The sequence below is a fragment of the Pseudanabaena sp. FACHB-2040 genome (assembly GCF_014696715.1).
Taxonomy (GTDB): Bacteria; Cyanobacteriota; Cyanobacteriia; order Phormidesmidales; family Phormidesmidaceae; genus JACVSF01.
This window is the reverse complement of the sequence record NZ_JACJQO010000013.1, coordinates 105,355-124,392: the sequence shown is the minus strand read 5'-3', so window position 1 is coordinate 124,392 and position 19,038 is coordinate 105,355. Positions and strand designations below refer to the sequence as shown.

The following is a 19,038-nucleotide window of genomic DNA, read 5'->3' as shown; positions in this document are numbered from 1 at the left end:
AGGCGATGGCCACAACTGATGAGAAATCTACTTCAGCTCGATACTTCAAACGAGCTTCGTCTAAGCCGGGAGAAAAGCAGAAGTTATGAGGATATTTTAGTTGTCGGCCAGCCCCTACAAATTTCCCTAAAAGATCTGGCCCCTACCGAAGATGCAGTTGTCAGCTTCAAAACCTGGGGAGAGATTGAGCTCTACTTTGACCTTGAGCTAAATCAGCAGATTGATACACAAACGGCAGTTCCGCTCGCACAACTGCCAGAAATTGCTCTGCTAGCAAGAACCTTTAGCGACCGGCTAAAAGATCGATCATTAGAAATCACGTTTCAAGACGATTCGGGCCATGAACTGAGCCAGGTACAGCTTGATCTGACCTGTCTGCGAGTCTGTTTAGATGTAGACGCCAACCGCGATGGAATTGTCGACGATAATAACCCTCACAAAGGCGATTGGCGCTGGGGAACTAGCGGTCATGGCGCAATTCTAATTACCAGTACTGACCGTGACCATGTGCACTCTGACAGTCGGTATGACTCAAATAAACAGCTAAGGGGACTACCGGATCTAAAAGACTCTAGCTTTATGATTGTTCGCAGAGTTGGCTTAAGAGACTTGCCCTCTGGCTGCGAGGTCTACCTATCAGTAAGCAGGGATACGGCTCAAAGAATCTGCATTTATGACGACCTTGCCAAGACTGGCTATGAGCTAATTAGCCCAAACCGATTACGCGCCAAAATTAGAGATACCGATCGAGACATTCTTCTGGCTATCAAGGGAATAAGCTACCCTGACTTCGATTTTGATGGCCTGGTCGAGGTTTATCTAGACCTAGTCAAAGGCGGGGAAACTATCCATAGCGATCGCGTTGTCTTTCGAATTGCCCCCTGGATAGTAACGCCCAATACCTTAGACCCCATCACAGTCTTTGTCTCTCGCCTGTCTAAGGCAAAAAACGAAGGATTTATTGAGGATCTAAGAAAGGTTGCTAGCCAGGCTAACGTGCAGATCGATCCGGTTCCCTATGAATTCCATAAGGACGATCCCTGGATGCGCGATGAAATTGAGATTGGATACGCCCAGGCACCCGGCAAATTCATTCACGTCGTGCTAGATTCACCGCGCGATCGTGGATTGGATCACCTAACTAACCGACAGCTAATCGGCAGCGACTTCGGCTACGTGATTCGCAAGAGCTGCCACCCTGTCACCAAATTAGACTCCTTCGGCAATCTAGAGGTCTCTCCGCCCGTAACCGTAAACGGTGTAGAGTATCCCTTCGGTCGTCTGATATTTGGGGGAACTCGGCCAGAAGTGGTTGAAGACCCGCGCCGCAAGTTAAAGGTTTTGCGGGACTTTTTCTATGCTCAAAAGATCCAGGCCCCCTTTGAAATCTTCTCCGATTGGCTGAGCGTAGGTCATATTGACGAGTTTATGAACTTCGTCCCGGCTCCCGATGGCAAAGGGTTCAAGCTGCTTCTTGCTAGCCCTAACAAGTGCTACGACCTGCTTAAGCAGTTACGTGATAAAGGCCATTCCCAGACCCTATTACGGCAGGGCAAATGCCTCTACCAAAAACCGGCTGACATCAGCGTGGCAGACGTTCTCGACAACTCAGAATTAGCAAGCCACAATCAGCGCTTCCAGGAATGCATCAACTGGAATCGAGAGGCTTTGCAACAAGAGCTGGGGCTAGAGGAAGACGACATTATCGAGCTGCCCGCTCTGTATGACGACGATGACGGGCGAGCAGAGGCTTTCTTCCCCAACATGGTCAACATGCTTGTTCTCAAGCAGCATCTGGCTATTCCTAAACCATTCGGCCCCCAGGTTGAGGGTCAGTGCCAGTTTGAGGCTTACGTTGAAAGGGTTCTGGGGCCTTTGGGTTTAGCCTGTCACTTTATCGATGATTGGGACCCCTATTTTCGAGAAGGTGGAGAAATTCATTGTGGCACTAATGCCAACCGTCAACCCTTCGCCCAAAACTGGTGGGAGGTAGAGCCAGAATACCTGGCGCAACCCTAACTGCTAATGCCTCGTTTTTCAGTTTTTTGCCCCAATTAAACTTTGAGAACGCAACAACCGCGCGAAGTCTAGCGCTGGGTGCCCCTCTGGGTAGACACTGATGGCTAATGCTTCTTTAAGATGTCAGCCATGAAAGAATCTGACAAGCACATTGCTGCGCTGATCGACCTACACCGGAGTTTGGATCGTCAAGGGCCAGGGGATGCAGCTTTCTCAAAGCATATCCTTTCGCTGCTGCCAGAATTGCCCCAAAAACCGCGCATTGCAGACCTTGGAAGTGGTACTGGGGCCGGAACCTTTGTCCTAATTGAGTGGTTCAAAGCCAAGGTCTGTGCCGTTGACTTTTCTCAAGCCTTTCTCGATGAGCTTGAGGCGCATGCTGAGGCGCGAGGCCTGCGAGATCGGGTTCAGACGGTGCAGGGCGATATGGGCAGTCTGAACTGGCCGCCAGCCTCTATCGATCTTTTGTGGTCTGAAGGGGCAGCGTACAACCTGACTTTTTTTGGCGCACTGAGGGCTTGGAGGCCACTGCTGGCTAGCAATGGCCTGGCGGTAATATCAGAGATTAGCTGGTTTTCAAAAGATATTCCCGAACCAGTTTGGAACTATTGGACGAATGCCTACCCGGCCATTTCAACCGAAGCAGAGAACTCTGAAAAAGCTGTGGCGGCTGGCTTTAGGGTTCTGGCTATCCATCGGCTGCCCGCGTCTGCTTGGTGGGAGAACTACTACAATCCGCTCAAAGAGAAGATAGCCTTTATCAAAGCAGACGCAGATGAGGCGATGGGATCGGTCATTCAAGAAGTTGAGGCCGAAATGGATATCTTTCGGCACTACAGCGACACGTACGGCTATTCGTTTTATGTGCTTCAAGCCGCTTAATTTCTGACCTTTAGATCGCCTCGCGGGCGTCTCGGAGCTTTTGGGGCAGGTTAGCCTCCATTGTCAAAGGTCGCTGTCCCTTTGCGATCGCAACCGCATCGGTCGGCCAGATCGTCAAATACTTGGCCCCCGCCTCTCTGGCGGCTTGGGCTGCGGTCGCAACTTCATCCTTCACATCTCGGATGTTGCCGCAAAACAGAATCATGTCATCACCGATTCTTTCTAGCTTCATTGCGATCGCTCCTGACGACGGGGTCTGCCGTCTTCCTTAGGGTATAAGAGAGAGTACCCCAGCGGAGTGATAAATTTCAGACTAGCTCTGCCGCAAGTTTTGTAAAATTTTGCAACGGCTTAGCTCAGTCTTCAAAACTCAGGACGAGGCTCTTGGGGGGCTCGTGCAGGGTGGTGGAAATGAATCGGACGCGATCGCTCAGGGCTTGTTCTGCTTTGAGGATTGCGATCGCAGGATGTGCAGGTTAAGTTGTAAAGCATTTTTTCTGTAAGAGTTTGATGCGTTGCGCTAGCACAACGCATCAAACTGATTCTGCTAAGCGTCAGATGCGCTGACGGTCTCGTTACAAACCGCATAGCCCAACTGCTTACGCCGCAGTCTCCTCGTTGCTATTAGCACAGTGCCAATTCCCACGAGTGCCGGAATGAAACCTGGCTCGGGCACTTTTTCGTAGTCAATTGTCTCGCCTGGGAGTGCAGGGAACAGAGATGGAGAAACCCGCTTTTGGGAAGCCTGCTCATAAGCGTATCCAAAGCTGATCAGAGTTGGCTCCTCATAAGCTTTGGTTAAGAAGGTAATGCCATAGGGTGTTCCATCACTTAGGTAGCCGCCTGGCACGATGATGCTTGGATATCCGGCTTTGGCTCCGATAGAAGCTCCCCGAGTAGCCGGGAATAGAACAGCATCAAGGTCGTAGGTGTCGATGTAGGCATCGATCCCTTGTTCTTTAGCCAACAGTAAATCAGTTGCTCTATCGGCTAAATACTGTAGGGTATCCTCGCTTCCTGGTGCTAAGTCTTTCTCCTCGGCCGCCAGAGCACGAGCTTGTCCGTACTTTAAAGCGACCTCTGCGTTGGCTTCATTAAATGCGATTACGTCTGCTAGGGTTTTGACAGGAGCATCTGGCCCTAAGCTAGCCAAATAAGCGTTCAAGTCGCGCTTGAACTCATAGGAAAGAACAGAGGAGCTAAAGTTAGAAAGCTCATCAACTGTTTCAATTTCCTCGAATACAAGTTCTGCACCGAGGCTTTGCATTGTAGCTAAGGCTTCTTCAGCGATCCCAATCTGCTCTTCCGAAAGTCCCTCCCAAAAGAACTCTTTGGGAATTCCAATGCGAGCACCCTTGAGAGCCGTTTTATCTAGAAACTGGGTGTAGTCTTCAAAAAATAGCCCTTCACTTGCTGCTGTTGCAGGATCACTTGGATCAACGCCTGTGAGAGCGCCTAAGAGGTACGCTACATCTTCGACAGTTTTGCCGAAGGGGCCAGCCGTATCTTGACTTGCGGCAATGGGGATAATTCCATCCCGGCTGATCAGGCCAACGGTTGGTTTGATGCCAACAATGGAGTTTTGGTTGCCTGGGCTGAGGATAGAGCCCGAAGTTTCTGTTCCTATGGAAAGGGGAACCAGATTCGCTGCAACAGCCGCTGCTGATCCTGCACTAGAGCCGCCTGGGGAGAGTACTGGTCTGCCATCTCCTTCAGGTAGCGGAAATGGGTTGTAGGGGTTGAAGGTGTAACCGTTTAACGACGAGTAGCCAGCGGGCATGCCATTGGCTAGGAAGTTAGCATACTCAGTCAGGCTTGCCTTACCTAAAATGACTGCTCCAGACTCTCTTAAGAGCGTAGTGATAAAGGCATCATCCGATGGAGTTGAGCCTTCAAGGGCAAGAGAACCCGCCGTCGTGGGCATATCAAAAGTATCAATATTGTCTTTCAGAAGCACAGGAATACCATGCAAAGGGCTACGTGGCCCAAAGGTTTGCCGTTCTATATCAAGGGATCTTGCTTCTTCCAAAGCATTAGGATTGATGTAGGCAAAGTTATTGAGTTGTCCTTCGTACGCATCAATTCGGTTTAAGTAAAGTTGAGTTAAGCTCTCCGAGGACAATGCACCTGAACTAAAGGCATCGTTGATACTTCTTACGGAGGCATCTTCTAACTTGAAAGTTGCAGCTAGTGCAGCGGCTGGCAGAAAAAATGGTGACAGCACAAGCAAGCATGCTGAACCAGTAAACACCCTATAGAACTGATTTGTCATTTCTCTAAGTCTTATACAAAACAGGGATTACCACACCTCTACAAAATGCAGAAGCATTCGGTTTAGCAATCAGGCCATACCAAATTCCTAGTAATCTTTGCTTTGTCTATATATATTTGCTGTCACTTGCTTTACAGTTCTCGCTAAGTTTCTCTTGTGTTAGGGCTTGAGCTATGTTGCTTTTCTCTAGATCTGATTCAGGTGGCACAGATTTCTTTGCACTGTAGACCTGCCAAAATCTATCTGACATGCCACTAGCTCTTATGCTGGAACTTCATTTTTTCGTATCAATAAAGGCGCGATCGCAACCCAGTTCACCTCAACTCTGGCTTGCGATCGCACCCCTCTATTCAGCCCTAGCCTAACCTTGCGGTGGGTCGCAAATTAGGTAGCGCATCACCTCCCCTTGGCGGGGCGAAATCACCAGGCCCGTAGGCGGCACCTGAATAATGCGGCTCCAGCGAAACTGCTCTGCATATTGCACAACATGCAGACGATTGATCGCCTGCTCCACCGCAGCGGGTGACCCCAGCAAAATATGGCGCAGCGGATCGTGTCCGGCCCGAAGGGTTGGCGCAGCAAGCAATAGAGGACTTGCCGTCTCGGCTGGGAAGCCGGACGGCTCGACATATGGCAGAGATAACATTTGGGATTCCTCCAATATGGATGGGTAGGAAGCCCAAAAATTTGGCCGCCCCAGACTGAAGCAGTACAGGGCGGCCTAGGTCATAATTGACCTCAGCCTCCACGACAGCTCGGTACTGTTTGGGGGTTAGGCATCGGATCGTTGCCCTACAACTTTCCGGTGCCGCTGACCAAATTTTTGGGAAAAACAAGCTGCGAGGTGACAGCTATAGCTGCCCAAGGCAGCTCAGTTGGCCAGCAGATTCAACCGTAGCTGGTGAGCCACAGCCATCTGGGTAGAACTCGTTAGGATGAGGCTGGAAGAACCTTTCCATCTGCCCAGCTCCAGCACAGTCCTCGTTTATGCTGTTTATACCCACTACGCCTCTACAAACTCCCCACAGCGGCTACCACTGGGATGGTAGCGATCGCCGCTTCTTTGAGGGCTGGTACTTCCGCGTCACCCTGCCGCAGGATCGCCAAACCTTCGCCTTCATGCACTCCATAGAAGACCCTAAGGATAACCAGCCCCACAGCGGCGGCGCGACCCAAATTCTTGGCCCTGATGACAGCTACTTTTGCCGCACCTTTAGAGACGTAGATCGGTTTTGGGCTTGGGAGCAGGCCCTAGGGGTAGGGCACTGGCGCTATGCCAACCCTACTTTGCCTGTGTGCTACTTGCTGCCAGAAGAGTTTGAGGCCGACGTGCAGGAAGGCTACCAGGCCACCACTACTTGGCACCAAGGACGACTGCATGATCCGGCAACAGGCCAATCAGCGGTCTGGCAGTACAAAACCAACCCGATCTACGGCTGGGGCAACCCCGACCAAACCCAACAATCCACTGCTGGCTGGCTGTCCCAGTTCCCCATCTTTGAGCCGGGCTGGCAAATTCTCATGGCCCACGGCCTAGCGACTGGCTGGATTGATTGGCAGGGTAAGCGCTACGAATTTGTCAACGCGCCTGCCTACAGCGAAAAAAACTGGGGCGGTGCCTTTCCAGAGAAGTGGTTTTGGCTCAACTGCAATGCCTTTGACGGGGAGTCAGACCTGGCCCTAACGGCGGGCGGCGGGCGGCGTCAGGTCATCACCTGGATGGAAGAAGTGGCGATGGTGGGCATTCACTACCGCGATCGGTTCTACGAGTTCGTGCCGTGGAATGCTCAGGTGTCTTGGCGCATTGCGCCCTGGGGCCGCTGGTACATGACTGCTGAAACAGACGACTATGCAGTTGAACTGGTAGGCACCACAGACCTGCCGGGGTTGCCGCTGCGGGCTCCTACCCGCGAGGGACTGCAGTTTTGCTGTCAAGATACGGCGCTGGGACAGCTCCAGCTTCGGCTATGGCAGAAGCGAGGTGGGCAGCGTCAGCCTATCTTGAGCGCTACCAGCAGTCAGTGCGGGCTAGAGGTCGGTGGCGGTCCTTGGCCAGGTACTTGGATAAGCGGCCCCAGTCGCTTCTAACGATTGGTCAAAAAGAAGATAGCCGGTTTGGCAAGCGGTCCACTTAGGCCCGCAATTTCTGTCTGGGTCTTCACCATGGAGTTATAGGATTTAGTTGACAGTGGCCCTGGGCAATGGGTTCTTGCCAGCAGTTCTCGCTTCAACCACTAGAACCGATGGCAGAATTTGCCTAAATCCTTAAGTTAATTGATCCTCAAGACAAAAGTCGTGAGAATGAATTGGCATTGCGGCCAGTCAAGTCTTTGAGGACTGCTCACGGAGTGAATGATGCTGAACCTGCGAACCTGGACTGTTGATTTGACATCCAACCTTTCTTTCAAAACAAACAACCCTGCTGGTAGGCGTAGCAGCCAAATGAACCAGTTGGCCTTGGGGTTAATGGTCGCTACCCTTTTTCTGGTATCAGGATGCCGGGGCCAGCAGACTAGCAGCCCGGAGCCAAGTCTGGCAGCAGCTCCAGAGTCAGCTGTTAGCCCTGTGCCCGATCCGGTAGTGGAGACTGCGCCGCCTCAGCCGGAGGTGCCAGTTGCGGCTCCTGATACGGTGGCAACCAACACCAGTCAGTTACCCGTAACCCTTGTACAGCAGTGGGACCCGCTCAGCAATGTGCTGTTTGAGTTTGGGCCAATGACCGTTGGGCCTGATCAGATCACCTGGAGCAGTGGTCAGACTAGCGACTACTCTGTGGTGGGAACAGATAACGGATACCTGCTGAGGCTAGACCCGGTGCCGGTCTTTTTCGATACGGCCAACCCCTACATCAAGCTCATTCCCCAGACCAACCCAGCAGGAGCGGTGACTGAGGTAGAAGTTGCCTTTTACGAAAACGAGCAAAAAGCTCAGAGTGATGAGTACATCATGTTTGGCACCTATATGGTGCGGTAGTCTTTTTCCCTGAGGCTCAAGTCAGTTTACTGGTCTGACAGAGGGGGTTGGGGAAAGGATGAGGCATCGAACTGAGGATGAAATCGGGGGTGAAGCAATCGCTTGACGGGCCGATCGTTCTCAAGGTGCTCGGTGACGATTTTGGGTACATCCTTTGGGCTCACTCGGCAGTACCAGGTGCCGTCGGGCATGACTCTGACCATCGGCCCCGAACCGCATTGCCCCATGCAGCCACTGCCTGCCACCATGAGGGTGTCGGACTGGTGCTGTTGAAAGGCGGCCAGCACCTGGTCAGAGCGACTGCGCAGGCAGGATCGGTTCTGGCAAATAGCAACGAAGCGGCGGCGGGGCGGGGTATTGGAGTCGGAATGGGTCACGATGCCTGTCAGTAGTCTTTGCTTTTACCTTGTCACGGCTGGCTGATTCTGTTCGGGATTCTCTATTCTTGGCATTATCCAAAGAAAATAAAGTCTAGCTCGATGTGCCACTCGCCATCAGCTCGAATGACCTTGATCTCTCGCAAAAATTCTCGGAAGAAAAATCGTCGCTCTGGCTCTGATAGGTCAAGCCAGAACTGGGAAATGGCGACGGTCTGCGCGATTTCTTGCAGGTTGACAGGGGGCAGTTGGGCCAGCCGCTGCTGCAGCTGTGCGATTTCGGTTTGCAGCTTGTAGGCTCTTAGATCGGCGGTGTCTTGGTCAAGAATGCCGCTGGTGACGAGATCGGGAAGCTGGTCTAGGGCAGATTCTTTCTGCTGGATTTGAGCATTGAAGGGATGGGGGGACGGTGCGCCTGCTGGAGCCATCTGCTGGGTTAGGCGTGCGATCGCATTCGGCAAGTCCCGGCAGATCGCCTCAATCGCCTCTGCCAAAACTGCTTCATAGGCTAGGGACTTACATTTGGGGGCTTGGGCGCAGTGGGTGGGGGCTAGATAGAGATACTCCTTCTGCTGCCGGGGCACCGTGACCCGCGAAATCTTCATCCCCGACTGGCAGGCCTGACACTTCACAAGACCGGCTAGAGAGCGAGGCGCGCTGGCTGTGCGGGGGGCCAAACGGCTGTTGCGGCGCAGCAGCCGATCGATCTGAGCCGCCTCGTCGCGAGACAAAATGGCTGCGTGCGTATTTTGCACAATGCCGCCATCTTGATAGGCCAAATCGCCCCGGTATACCGGGTTGGTTAGCCAACGTTTGCCGGTAGAGACAGAGATGCGCTTGCCGTATTTCTTCTCCAGCACCCGCACAGCGCGGCGCAGGGAACCAAACAGCAAAAACTGCTCAAAAAATTCTTTAACAACAGGGGCAGCAGTGCGATCAAGGGCGTAGCGGTCTTTGCCTCGGCGGTAGCCGTAGGGAGCCTTGCCCGGTGGGGGCAGCGCCTTTACTCGGTTGCGGGCGTGGCCCTGTCGCAAGCGACGGCTCCGCTGCTGCTGCTGAATTTCGCTAGAGAGCCGCATCAGAGCAGTGCGCCAAGTGGTGTGCATGATGTCTGGGTTGGGGTCATCAGGTCTTGCTTCCCTCACCCGATAGCTGACATAGTCCTGCTCAACCGCTAGTACCACACAGCCCAGCGACTCCAAAGCACTGAGCCGTTGGCTGACCTCATCTAATGACTCGCCCAGCTCATCTAGTCGCCGCAGCAGCACGTAGTCTGGAGGCGCGGTAGCCTCTAGAGGGCAGCCTTCGACTACCCCACTGTCTGCCAGGAGAGCCTCTAGCTGGGGCCGCTGGCTGGGTTGGGCGACAGCAGCAAAATCTTGATAAACGCGATCCACTTCCCACCCCCAAATATCGGCTGCAGGTGGCGTTTCTAGAAGCGGATCGCTATAGAGATAGGCAATCACCCGCATGGGCTGTTTTCATACTGCTCTAAAAGCCAGCTTTGAGGGCTTCCCTCAGGCTAACAGCCGCTTCTTCATTTGCACCCGACACGATCACCATAACCGTAGTGCTCTGCTGGTCTTCCAAGCAAACGAAAATGGCGGTGGTTTCCTCAGTTCGCCCACCCACACTATTGAGGTCAGTCTGAACATCCTCCAAATCCTGGCCAGCGAGGGCCTGACTGGCCCGGCTTAGACACTGAGAAACGTTCACATCCAGCGCTCGCCAGGAGTAGTAAACGCCAGGCGCTTCTGCCTGCGCTGCCGTCGCTACGCTCAAAATCCCCAGGCCCAGTGCGGCTGAAGTAATCCGATGTAAAAGTGCCATGCAGGTTAAGTCCCTTCATTTTTGCCTCCCAGTCTAAGCGATCTTGCTCCGCCGCTGCTCCATACCAGACTACCGCCCCATTCTGAGTGGGCCATGTCAAGATAGGTGAGAAGACATCAGTGATTGGGGCAGACATCTTTGCAGATCACGTTTTTGGGAACAAGTTCAGGGGTGCCAACGCGATCGCGCAATGTGTCGAGTGTGGCGCTGCGACTGCCTCAGCGGGCAGAAGTCTGGCTGTTTGACTGTGGTGAGGGCACCCAGCACCAGTTTCTCAGAAGCGAGTTTAAATCTAGCCAAATTCGCCGCATCTTTATCACTCATATGCACGGCGATCACATCTTTGGCTTGATGGGGCTGCTGGCTACTTGCGGTCTAGCAGGCAACCCCCAGCAGCGCATCGATATCTATGGTCCACCCAAGCTGAACGAGTATTTGCAGGCCAGCCGCCGCTATTCCCAAACCCACTTTTCGCTGCCGATCAAAGTGCACACGGTAGAGCCGGGACTTGTCTTTGAAGACGACGAGTTCCGGGTGTTTTGCACACTGCTAGAGCACCGGGTACCAGCCTATGGCTACCGCATTGAAGAAGTCGATCGGCCTGGTCATTTCGATGTCAAGCGAGCTAAGGCCCTGGGCATCCCCCCCGGCCCCATCTATGGGCGGCTGAAGCAGGGAGAAGCTCTCACCCTGCCCGATGGCCGCCGCGTTAACGGGGCCGACTTGTGTGGGCCGCCGCTAGTGGGTCGCAAGGTAGTCTACTGCACTGACACTATTTTCACAGAGCGCTCCGTCGAGCTAGCTCAAAAGGCCGACGTACTCATTCACGAAGCTACCTTTTCTCATCGAGATGCCGACTTGGCCTACCAGCGGCTCCACTCTACCTCTACAATGGCAGCCCAGGTAGCGCTGGCGGCTCAAGTCAAGCGGCTGATCATGACCCACTTTAGCCCCCGCTATGCGCCAGGTAACGACATTCAGCTCTCGGATTTGTTGGCCGAAGCTCAGGCCATTTTCCCCGCGACGCTGATGGCCCAAGACTTCTTTACCTATGAAGTGCTTCGCCAAGAAGCGGCGATTTTAGCGGCGTCTGCCGGATCGTAGGATGGTCGGGTGGCCGGTTGATCAACTCCCTGCACCTGGGCCAGTCGGCTCTGAAGCACGCTGAGATGCTGGTTGGTATCGACCCCCATGCGCGGCTTTGGAATCTCGTCGTTCGGCCAGATCGTCAGGTCGTGGCAGGGACAAGGATAGGGAGAGTAGCCCATATCTGGCAGGGGAATGGGCAAACTGCAGCGGGCACAAGAAACCACCTCCCACGCCGGCGACAGCAGCGTTGCAATCGTTTGGTCTGTGCCCTTGAGGTAACAGTCGCTGCCCTCTTTATGGAGAATCTGCTGCCAGCACTCCTCAAAGGCTTGGCTGTAGCGGCTGCCGACAAAAATAGGGTAGGGCAAGCACTCAGCCTTACCGTTCTCAAGAACGACGGGCTTACCCAGCTGAAACCAGTGGGCTAAGTATTCACGAACCTGTTCTGGAGAAGCCATAGGGAAAGGGAAAAACCGCAGTGTTTAACGCTAGAAGAAGTGAGAGCACCGAGGCCTGCGTCCAGTGCAAGCCTTAATGCATCTTGAAGTGACCTGATCCTAGCGTTCTGAGGTGGGCAAAACCTCTTTCTAGCGAGGTTTCCAGAAAGCTTTAAGGATGTCTGCCCTCTGCCTACCTACCTAAGGCTTAGGGATAGGATGTCCAAGTTGGCGAACGTCTACGGCATATCCGGCAGTAACTAAGTAGACGGCTTGTGCGATCGCACCCACACTTCGCGTCAACTGCCCCATGCGATCGCAAAACAGCCGCCCTATCGGATAGGCAGGCACCACGCCCCAGCCCACCTCCTCCGCCACCAAAATCACCTGAGCCGGCGTTTGCTCCAGGCTAACAACCAGCCGATCACAGGTCTGTTGCCATGCTGCTGCATCCTGCTCCAGCAAATTCGCTAGCCAGGTTCCCAGAGAGTCCACTAGCAGACACACCTCTGCATCCGCCTCTGCAATCGCTTCAGGCAGCGCTACCGGCACCTCCTGCACCTGCCAGCCCTGGGGTCGCCGCTGTCGGTGCTGCTCGATGCGGGCCAGCCACTCCCCGTCTGCTGGGTCAATCTGCGACGTGGCCACATAGCGCACCGGCTTACTGGAGCTGACCGCCAAATGCTCGGCCCATTCACTTTTTCCGGAACGGGTCGGCCCAGTCACCAAAACAATCCGATTTGCGGTTAAATCAGCCATTAAATCAGCCATAGAACAATTTCAGCCATCTCTTCCTCTTCTCTCTCGCAACTTAGCCCACTAGACTATAGGCAGCGGATATTCAGTATCTCAGGTGGATGGGCGTTGACTGAAGCACAGAACCCAACAGCAATAAAGACCGTAGACCGGCATGAGCTGCAGGAACTGGTGCGATCGCAGCTAGAAATGCTGCTGGGAAATCGCAACTATCAAGGGGCTAAAGCCCTGCTGGTGCCCGTTCAGCCGGCCGATATTGCTGAGGCCATTGAAGGGTTGCCCGAAACTATGCAGGCCATCGCCTTTCGGCTGCTCTCTAAAAACGAAGCAATTGAGGTCTACGAAAACCTCGACTCCAGCGTGCAGCAGGCGCTAGTCGAGGAGTTTAAGCGCCAAGACGTGCTGGATATCGTCGATAAAATGTCGCCCGATGATCGGGCCCGACTGTTTGAGGAACTGCCCGCCAAGGTAGTGCGCCGCCTGCTGACTCAGCTCAGCCCCCAAGAGCGAGAAGCCACCGCTCTGCTGCTGGGCTACGAAGCCGGTACTGCTGGACGGATCATGACGCCGGAGTACATTGCCCTTAAGGAAAACTGGACGGTTTTTCGGGCGTTAGAGTACATCCGCAGCCGCGCCGACGTCAGCGAAACCATCTACTACCTTTATGTCACCGACGTGGCCCGCCGTCTCACCGGCATTCTCTCGCTGCGAGATCTGGTGACAGGTGAACCAGACCACACCATTGGCGCTCTGATGACGCGGGAGGTAATCTCCGTTCAGACCGATGTTAAGCAGGAGGAAGTAGCCCGCCTGATCCAGCGCTATGACTTTTTGGCAGTGCCGGTGGTAGACACAGAGCAGCGGCTCGTTGGTATTGTCACCGTCGATGATGTGATCGACATCCTTGAGGAAGAAACGACTAAGGATATCTATGCGCTGGGCGGCGTACAGGCAGGAGGCGACAGCTATTTTCAGACCAACCTGCTAACCGTGGCCCGTAAGCGAGTGGTGTGGCTTTCGGTCTTACTGTTAACCAACACGTTGACAACGGCCGTAATCAGCAGCCAGGAGGAAATTTTGCAGGAGGTGGTGCTGCTGGCTGCGTTCATTCCTCTGTTGATTGGCAGCGGTGGCAACGTGGGAGCCCAGTCGTCCACCGTCGTGATCCGGGGCCTTAACACTAAGGAAATCAATTCTAAGAAGGCCCTAAGCGTGATCTGGCGAGAAGCGATCGCAGGTGCCTTCCTCGGGCTCATGCTGGGGGTTGCTGTGACTATTTGGGCCTACGTGCTGCAGGGCAATCTTGAAGTTGCGGTAGTTGTAGGCATTAGTTTGGTGGCGATCTCGGTGCTGGCTTCTACCGCTGGCGGTGCTCTGCCTATCGTCTTCGACAGCCTGGGGTTTGACCCGGCTCTCATGTCTGCCCCTTTCATTACCACTGTTGTAGATGTCTTAGGCGTCTTGATTTATCTCAATTTGGCCCGCTACGTCCTAAAACTCTAGGGTTTTATCAGGTTTTTGCAAGGATGGTAAAGCAGGATACGAATTTGCTCTAGGATAGGTTAACCACCTCCCGCATTGGGCAGCCTAGTAAAGCGGTGCCAAAATCGCATCTCCGAAACAAATGTTTACAATGCAGTAAAAAGCTCCATAAGTTCCAACCCCTGACAGCTCAGCCCGAAGGTTTAAACAGCCCGATTCCTCTGCCACTAGGTTCTTTGAGAAGGGCCTGAGCTGTAAATCTGGCACCATACGATAAGGCGCTACAGGACAATGGATCTAAACGGGTCACAAACCTGGACGACTGGTCAAAAATCGGGAAACGACAAACACGAGTTGCCTCACGAGTTGCCTGTGTTGCAAAAGCTCAAACAAGATCTGAAAAACGATTTGATTGCGGGTCTGCTGGTGATTATTCCCCTAGCAACCACAATCTGGTTAACGATCACAATCGCATCCTGGGTGATCCGTCTGCTCACTCGGTTTCCCAAACAGCTCAACCCCTTCACGGGGATGCATCCCCTTCTGACAGACTTTATTAATCTGTCTATTGGGTTGGCTGTGCCGCTGGCAGTGATTTTGGTAATGGGGCTGATGGCCCGTAACATTGCTGGCCGCTGGCTGCTCGATTTGGGAGAGCGCACCCTACAGGCCATTCCTTTGGCCGGAGCAATTTACAAGACGCTGCAGCAGCTCCTGCAAACGCTGCTGCAAGACTCCAAAAACCGTTTCCGCCGCGTCATCTTGATCGAGTACCCGCGCCGTGGCCTGTGGGCCGTGGCCTTTGTCACTGGCTCGGTAACGGCTGCGCCCGCCGCAAATCAGATGTTGAGCGTCTTCATTCCCACTACGCCTAATCCCACGACTGGATGGTACGCAGTCGTGCCAGAAAGCGATGTGATCAACCTCTCGATTTCCATTGAAGACGCCTTTAAGGTACTGCTCTCAGGAGGCATTGTTGGCCCTGATCTGGCCGCTGCTGTGCCCCCCGAACGTACGCTGCGGGGCCTGGAAGAGGGACGTCAGCCGTCAACCCTACCGCCCAATCAGCCCCTAGCTGACCGAAACCGACAGCTGTCGATGCTGCCGCTGGAAGAAGATTAGTTAAGATAGAAAATTGTCTCCGAATAGGAGGGTAGCGAATGCAGGCCCGTAGAATTGGTCGGGAACTGGCTGTGCTGGGCATGAGCCAGTTTTCAGATAAGCCTCAAAAGTTGGAGCAGCAAGACCTAGAGGGCTTGATTTCCTCTGCTGTGCGAACGCTAACCGTAGAAGCTAAGGACGCGCTAGAAACCGCTGCCGATGAGCTAAAGCGGGGCAGCAACCGAATCATGGACAGTGAAACCCGTGCTCCCGATGTGACCAGCGCGCGCACGATGGTCGAAGATGCGATCGCACTCACCCAAAATGCGATCAACCGCCTCGGTAGCGCCCTAGAGCTGCCCGAGTTTGTCCAGATCACCAACCAGCAAGAGGTGCGCGCCTTTTCTCTGGAGATCCTCAGTCACACCGTTCGCTACCTGAAAGAGGTAGACGAAATTTTGGAAGAGGCGATGGTCGCCTGGCAGCTCAAGCGCCTAGCCCGTATCGATCGCGATATCCTACGGACCGCCGTAGTCGAAATGCAGTATCTAGGCACACCTGATCGCGTCGCTATCAACGAAGCCGTCGAACTGGCCAAACGCTACAGCGGTGAAGAAGGCTACCGCTTTATCAACGGCGTCCTGCGTCGCGTCGTCGAACGCAGCAAGATCTCTGCAAAAGAGGCTCCGCCGCCTGTTGTGAGTCCTCAGGCTGACAGCACTTTTTAGGGGCAGGGGAGCAAGGGAGTAGGGGGAGATTTCGTGTTGATGTCTACTCCCATCACTCCATGCTCTCTATCTGCGTCTCTCCCTATCTCCCCCGCACCGCTGCACCCCTCCCACTCCCTGAACCTTCGGCAAAAATAGTAGAGTGTTCTAAAGAAAAGCTCTCACTGTCTAAAACTTTCAGGCTGATTAACGGGTATGGCTGGCTTTAACTGGTTTCAACGCAGCTACAACAAATCTCAAGGCTCAGAGGCTGAGGCAAGCAAAGAAGCTGTTACTGAGCAAAAACCTGCTGAGACTACGACAGAAGACGCCCAACAGCTCTCTCCAGAAGATTACCTGAAGTGGGCAAAAGCGGCTTATCAAAACATCCAAAAGCGCCAGCAGGAAGAACCGACCGCTAAAGCGGCAGAGCCGGAGCCTGCTCCCGAGCCGAACCCCGAACCGGTGCCTGAAGTTCCTCCTCTAGATCCTGAGCCAGATCCCGAACCGTTTCCGGTACCTGCAGAGCCAGAGCCAGAACCGGTTCCCGAAATTCCTCCTCTAGATCCTGAGCCGGATTCAGACCCCTTTCCAGTGCCTGCAGTTCCAGAGCCGCAACCGGTTCCCTCCACGCCAGATGCGGTTCCTGAAATCGCGCCGCCAGAGCCAAGCCCACCTATTGAGCCGCAGCCCTTTCCCGATCCGACTCCCATTCCGCCTCTGCCGCAGCCCACGCCGTCACCCATGCCTGCTCCTATGCCTACACCCGTAGCGGCTGAGGTGATGGCTGCCGCTACAGAGGAAGTCTCGACGCCTGCCCCCCCTATGCCCTTTTGGGCCAAAGCTGAAGCAGAGCGACTAGAGCGACTAGAGCGGCTGAAGGAAAATGCGATCGCAGCTCCCGAACCCGAACTTGAGCCTACCTCTAGAGACTTGGCTACTCGGGACTTTACCCCCACAGAAGAGCCTGCTCTTGATCTCAACCTAGATGAAGCCTTCCTCTGGTCTGCTGAGGTCTTGGCGGGGCAAGGCCGCCGCCCTGACCAGATCTCTCTAGAGGAAATTACTTGGCTCAACCGCCTGCGCCAGGGCCTGAGCAAAACTCGCCGCAGCCTGATCAACCAGCTCAAGGCGATCGTGGGTCAGGGGCCGCTTAACCAAGATGCGGTAGTCGAGATCGAGTCGCTGCTGCTGCAGGCCGATGTCGGCGTTGAAGCGACCGACTACATCATTGGCTCTCTGCAGGCCCGCCTGCGAGAAGAAGCGCTGCCTCCCGACCAGGCCATTGCCTACCTCAAGTCCATCCTGCGGGATATGCTCGACAAACCCCTGGAAGGTTCCCACAACCTAGTCTTTACCCCCGAAAAAGACACCCTCAATATTTGGCTGATGACCGGCGTTAACGGGGCCGGAAAAACCACGACCATCGGCAAGTTAGCCCACATCGCCACAAAATCGGGCTACACCTGCCTAATTGCCGCCGCTGATACCTTCCGAGCCGCTGCCGTGGAGCAGGTCAAAGCCTGGGGAGCCCGCAGCGATGTTGAAGTGATCGCCAACCCCGGCAAAAATACTGACCCAGCAGCGGTGGTCTATGATGCGATCGCAGCCGCCCAAGCCCGAGGGGCTGACCTGCTGTTGGTAGATACAGCGGGTCGCCTGCAAAACAAGAAAAACCTGATGGACGAACTGGCTAAAGTTCGCCGCATTGTCGATAAAAAAGCCCCCGGCGCAAACGTTGAAGCCCTGCTAGTGCTAGACGCTACCCTGGGCCAAAATGGTCTGCGTCAGGCCGAAGTTTTCTCCCAGGCTGCAAACCTGAGCGGTGTCGTGCTGACCAAGCTAGACGGCACTGCCAAAGGCGGCGTCGCTCTAGCCATTGTGCAACAGCTGGGTCTGCCCATTCGCTTCATTGGCGCAGGCGAAGGTATTGAAGACCTCCGCCCCTTCTCTAGCTACGAGTTTGTAGAAGCCCTGCTGAGCGGCTAGTTAAAACACCTGGTTCCACTCATACACTTCATATTCTGTCCAGATGCCGTTCTGCCAGTAGGGGTCGCCCTCAACCACTTGGCGAACGGCTTCTTCGCTGTCAGCTTCGTAAATGCCAAATACCTTGGTCACGTCTGCCGTAGGACCCAGCGCTACCAAAATGCCGCTTTCTTTCTGCGCCTGCAATCCCTGCAAATGGGCTTCCCGATAGGGCGCTCGCTGCTCCAGCACGTTGTCGCAATAGCTGCCCCACATCACATACTTTGCCATCGTTGTTAGCGCCTTCTAAACACCTAGCCGATGGTATCAGAAGCAGCACCAGCCCTGGATAGTGGGTCTAGATCATAATGGGGGAGGTGAGTTGCGTTGGTCTCTGGCGCAGCCTCTCCAAAGACGTTAGACCGGCCAGAAGGGCCATTGCACCATGACCCGCGATGAAGTACTGGCTTTACTAGAAGCCCACCGTGACAATCTAGAAGCTCTAGGCGTAAAATCCCTTGATCTCTTTGGCTCTGTTGCCCGCGACGAGGCCCGCCCCGACAGCGACGTAGACTTTCTAGTTGAATTTTTAGAGCCTGGCGGCTATTTTCAGCTTTTCCGGGTTCAGCATTATCTTGAGGACTTGCTTCAAAAAGATATTGATCTTGGTACCCGCGAAGCCTTAAGAGAGCATTTAAGAGAACCTGTTTCCAAGGATATTGTTCGTGTCTTCGACTAGAGAATCGCCCCTGAGAGTTCAGGATGTTCTGGATGCGATTTCAAGTATTCAGCAGCGCATCTATGGGATGACCCTTGAAGACTTTGAGGAGGATGAAACGATCATTAAGGCGGTTTTGTATGACTTTATTGTCATTGGCGAAGCCTCTGTAAACGTTCCGGAGACTATTCAGAGACGCCATCCTGATATTCCGTGGCGCTTCATGATTGGAATGCGTAATGTTATGGCCCATGAATACTTCCGGGTGGATTTAGCGAGAGTTTGGGCAACCGTCCAGGAGGATTTAGTCCCGCTGATACCTCAGCTAGAACAGCTCTTAAGCAGTGAGTTGCAGTAACCCCTCCCACGATTGCCCTGCTGATAGAGGTTGTTCATGCAGGTTGCCTAGAAGCTGAAGAGTAAGACT

At 54.0% G+C, this 19,038-nt stretch carries 20 protein-coding genes; 11 read left to right on the top strand and 9 right to left on the bottom strand.

Going from position 1 to position 19,038, the window contains the following annotated elements; genetic code table 11:
* The first annotated feature begins 18 nt into the window (after window positions 1–18).
* Window positions 19–2,019, top strand: a complete 2,001-nt coding sequence (locus H6G13_RS16310) for a protein-arginine deiminase family protein (RefSeq protein WP_190484610.1) — start codon at window positions 19–21, stop codon at window positions 2,017–2,019.
* A 129-nt stretch (window positions 2,020–2,148) separates the two neighbouring features.
* Complete coding sequence (locus H6G13_RS16305; protein WP_242028364.1) at window positions 2,149–2,901, top strand: class I SAM-dependent methyltransferase; 753 nt, start codon at window positions 2,149–2,151, stop codon at window positions 2,899–2,901.
* Window positions 2,902–2,911: 10 nt separating this feature from the next.
* Here the strand turns inward: H6G13_RS16305 and H6G13_RS16300 are convergent, their stop codons facing one another.
* From H6G13_RS16300 to H6G13_RS16290, 3 genes are all read right to left on the bottom strand, one after another.
* Window positions 2,912–3,133 (bottom strand): hypothetical protein, encoded by a 222-nt coding sequence (locus H6G13_RS16300; RefSeq protein WP_190484606.1) that lies wholly within the window; start codon window positions 3,131–3,133, stop codon window positions 2,912–2,914.
* 315 nt (window positions 3,134–3,448) lie between these two features.
* Window positions 3,449–5,173 (bottom strand): amidase family protein, encoded by a 1,725-nt coding sequence (locus H6G13_RS16295; protein ID WP_190484604.1) that lies wholly within the window; start codon window positions 5,171–5,173, stop codon window positions 3,449–3,451.
* 361 nt (window positions 5,174–5,534) lie between these two features.
* Entirely contained in the window at window positions 5,535–5,819 is a 285-nt protein-coding gene (locus tag H6G13_RS16290) for a hypothetical protein (RefSeq protein ID WP_190484602.1), read from the bottom strand.
* Between the two features lie 341 nt (window positions 5,820–6,160).
* Here H6G13_RS16290 and H6G13_RS16285 point away from each other — a divergent pair, with 341 nt between their 5' ends.
* On the top strand, window positions 6,161–7,261 hold the full coding sequence (locus H6G13_RS16285) for a tocopherol cyclase family protein (protein ID WP_190484600.1): 1,101 nt from the start codon (window positions 6,161–6,163) through the stop codon (window positions 7,259–7,261).
* 354 nt (window positions 7,262–7,615) lie between these two features.
* Window positions 7,616–8,146, top strand: coding sequence for a hypothetical protein (locus tag H6G13_RS16280; RefSeq protein ID WP_190484598.1), 531 nt, complete (start codon window positions 7,616–7,618; stop codon window positions 8,144–8,146).
* Window positions 8,147–8,172: 26 nt separating this feature from the next.
* Here the strand turns inward: H6G13_RS16280 and H6G13_RS16275 are convergent, their stop codons facing one another.
* From H6G13_RS16275 to H6G13_RS16265, 3 genes are all read right to left on the bottom strand, one after another.
* A complete protein-coding gene (locus H6G13_RS16275; RefSeq protein ID WP_190484596.1) occupies window positions 8,173–8,523 on the bottom strand; it encodes an NAD(P)H-dependent oxidoreductase subunit E in 351 nt (116 codons plus the stop codon).
* Between the two features lie 74 nt (window positions 8,524–8,597).
* Entirely contained in the window at window positions 8,598–9,995 is a 1,398-nt protein-coding gene (locus tag H6G13_RS16270; RefSeq protein WP_190484594.1) for a recombinase family protein, read from the bottom strand.
* A 19-nt stretch (window positions 9,996–10,014) separates the two neighbouring features.
* Window positions 10,015–10,353, bottom strand: a complete 339-nt coding sequence (locus H6G13_RS16265) for a hypothetical protein (RefSeq protein ID WP_190484592.1) — start codon at window positions 10,351–10,353, stop codon at window positions 10,015–10,017.
* A 138-nt stretch (window positions 10,354–10,491) separates the two neighbouring features.
* Here H6G13_RS16265 and H6G13_RS16260 point away from each other — a divergent pair, with 138 nt between their 5' ends.
* Window positions 10,492–11,457, top strand: coding sequence for a ribonuclease Z (locus H6G13_RS16260; RefSeq protein WP_190484590.1), 966 nt, complete (start codon window positions 10,492–10,494; stop codon window positions 11,455–11,457).
* Here H6G13_RS16260 and H6G13_RS16255 read toward each other — a convergent pair.
* Window positions 11,403–11,900 carry a hypothetical protein gene (locus tag H6G13_RS16255; protein WP_199305948.1) on the bottom strand — a complete coding sequence of 166 codons (498 nt, stop codon included), beginning with the start codon at window positions 11,898–11,900 and terminating at the stop codon, window positions 11,403–11,405. The genes H6G13_RS16260 and H6G13_RS16255 overlap by 55 nt on opposite strands.
* A 180-nt stretch (window positions 11,901–12,080) precedes the next feature.
* The gene (gene cobU, locus H6G13_RS16250; protein ID WP_242028363.1) at window positions 12,081–12,650 is read right to left on the bottom strand and encodes a bifunctional adenosylcobinamide kinase/adenosylcobinamide-phosphate guanylyltransferase; all 570 of its coding nucleotides are present in this window, start codon (window positions 12,648–12,650) and stop codon (window positions 12,081–12,083) included.
* Window positions 12,651–12,743: 93 nt separating this feature from the next.
* Between cobU and mgtE the strand changes: the two genes are divergently transcribed.
* The 4 genes from mgtE (at window position 12,744) to ftsY (ending at window position 17,914) form a co-directional block, all read left to right on the top strand.
* The gene (gene mgtE, locus H6G13_RS16245; protein ID WP_190484588.1) at window positions 12,744–14,138 is read left to right on the top strand and encodes a magnesium transporter; all 1,395 of its coding nucleotides are present in this window, start codon (window positions 12,744–12,746) and stop codon (window positions 14,136–14,138) included.
* A 351-nt stretch (window positions 14,139–14,489) separates the two neighbouring features.
* Window positions 14,490–15,239 carry a DUF502 domain-containing protein gene (locus tag H6G13_RS16240; RefSeq protein ID WP_190484586.1) on the top strand — a complete coding sequence of 250 codons (750 nt, stop codon included), beginning with the start codon at window positions 14,490–14,492 and terminating at the stop codon, window positions 15,237–15,239.
* 38 nt (window positions 15,240–15,277) lie between these two features.
* Window positions 15,278–15,946, top strand: a complete 669-nt coding sequence (gene nusB, locus H6G13_RS16235; RefSeq protein WP_190484585.1) for a transcription antitermination factor NusB — start codon at window positions 15,278–15,280, stop codon at window positions 15,944–15,946.
* Window positions 15,947–16,141: 195 nt separating this feature from the next.
* Window positions 16,142–17,914 (top strand): signal recognition particle-docking protein FtsY, encoded by a 1,773-nt coding sequence (gene ftsY, locus H6G13_RS16230; protein WP_190484583.1) that lies wholly within the window; start codon window positions 16,142–16,144, stop codon window positions 17,912–17,914.
* Here the strand turns inward: ftsY and H6G13_RS16225 are convergent, their stop codons facing one another.
* On the bottom strand, window positions 17,915–18,184 hold the full coding sequence (locus H6G13_RS16225; protein WP_190484581.1) for a YciI family protein: 270 nt from the start codon (window positions 18,182–18,184) through the stop codon (window positions 17,915–17,917). It lies immediately after the preceding gene.
* Window positions 18,185–18,338: 154 nt separating this feature from the next.
* Between H6G13_RS16225 and H6G13_RS16220 the strand changes: the two genes are divergently transcribed.
* Window positions 18,339–18,632, top strand: coding sequence for a nucleotidyltransferase family protein (locus tag H6G13_RS16220; RefSeq protein ID WP_190484579.1), 294 nt, complete (start codon window positions 18,339–18,341; stop codon window positions 18,630–18,632).
* Entirely contained in the window at window positions 18,610–18,969 is a 360-nt protein-coding gene (locus H6G13_RS16215) for a HepT-like ribonuclease domain-containing protein (protein WP_190484913.1), read from the top strand. Before H6G13_RS16220 ends, H6G13_RS16215 begins: the two co-directional genes overlap by 23 nt.
* Window positions 18,970–19,038: the final 69 nt, after the last annotated feature.

Bases quoted from the DNA above. Each gene is read 5' to 3' on its own strand.
- H6G13_RS16310 (WP_190484610.1), top strand. From the start codon at position 19: ATGAGAAATCTACTTCAGCTCGATACTTCAAACGAGCTTCGTCTAAGC.
- H6G13_RS16305 (WP_242028364.1), top strand. From the start codon at position 2,149: ATGAAAGAATCTGACAAGCACATTGCTGCGCTGATCGACCTACACCGG.
- H6G13_RS16300 (WP_190484606.1), bottom strand. From the start codon at position 3,133: ATGAAGCTAGAAAGAATCGGTGATGACATGATTCTGTTTTGCGGCAAC.
- H6G13_RS16295 (WP_190484604.1), bottom strand. From the start codon at position 5,173: ATGACAAATCAGTTCTATAGGGTGTTTACTGGTTCAGCATGCTTGCTT.
- H6G13_RS16290 (WP_190484602.1), bottom strand. From the start codon at position 5,819: ATGTTATCTCTGCCATATGTCGAGCCGTCCGGCTTCCCAGCCGAGACG.
- H6G13_RS16285 (WP_190484600.1), top strand. From the start codon at position 6,161: ATGCTGTTTATACCCACTACGCCTCTACAAACTCCCCACAGCGGCTAC.
- H6G13_RS16280 (WP_190484598.1), top strand. From the start codon at position 7,616: ATGAACCAGTTGGCCTTGGGGTTAATGGTCGCTACCCTTTTTCTGGTA.
- H6G13_RS16270 (WP_190484594.1), bottom strand. From the start codon at position 9,995: ATGCGGGTGATTGCCTATCTCTATAGCGATCCGCTTCTAGAAACGCCA.
- H6G13_RS16265 (WP_190484592.1), bottom strand. From the start codon at position 10,353: ATGGCACTTTTACATCGGATTACTTCAGCCGCACTGGGCCTGGGGATT.
- H6G13_RS16255 (WP_199305948.1), bottom strand. From the start codon at position 11,900: ATGGCTTCTCCAGAACAGGTTCGTGAATACTTAGCCCACTGGTTTCAG.
- cobU (WP_242028363.1), bottom strand. From the start codon at position 12,650: ATGGCTGATTTAATGGCTGATTTAACCGCAAATCGGATTGTTTTGGTG.
- nusB (WP_190484585.1), top strand. From the start codon at position 15,278: ATGCAGGCCCGTAGAATTGGTCGGGAACTGGCTGTGCTGGGCATGAGC.
- ftsY (WP_190484583.1), top strand. From the start codon at position 16,142: ATGGCTGGCTTTAACTGGTTTCAACGCAGCTACAACAAATCTCAAGGC.
- H6G13_RS16225 (WP_190484581.1), bottom strand. From the start codon at position 18,184: ATGGCAAAGTATGTGATGTGGGGCAGCTATTGCGACAACGTGCTGGAG.
- H6G13_RS16220 (WP_190484579.1), top strand. From the start codon at position 18,339: ATGACCCGCGATGAAGTACTGGCTTTACTAGAAGCCCACCGTGACAAT.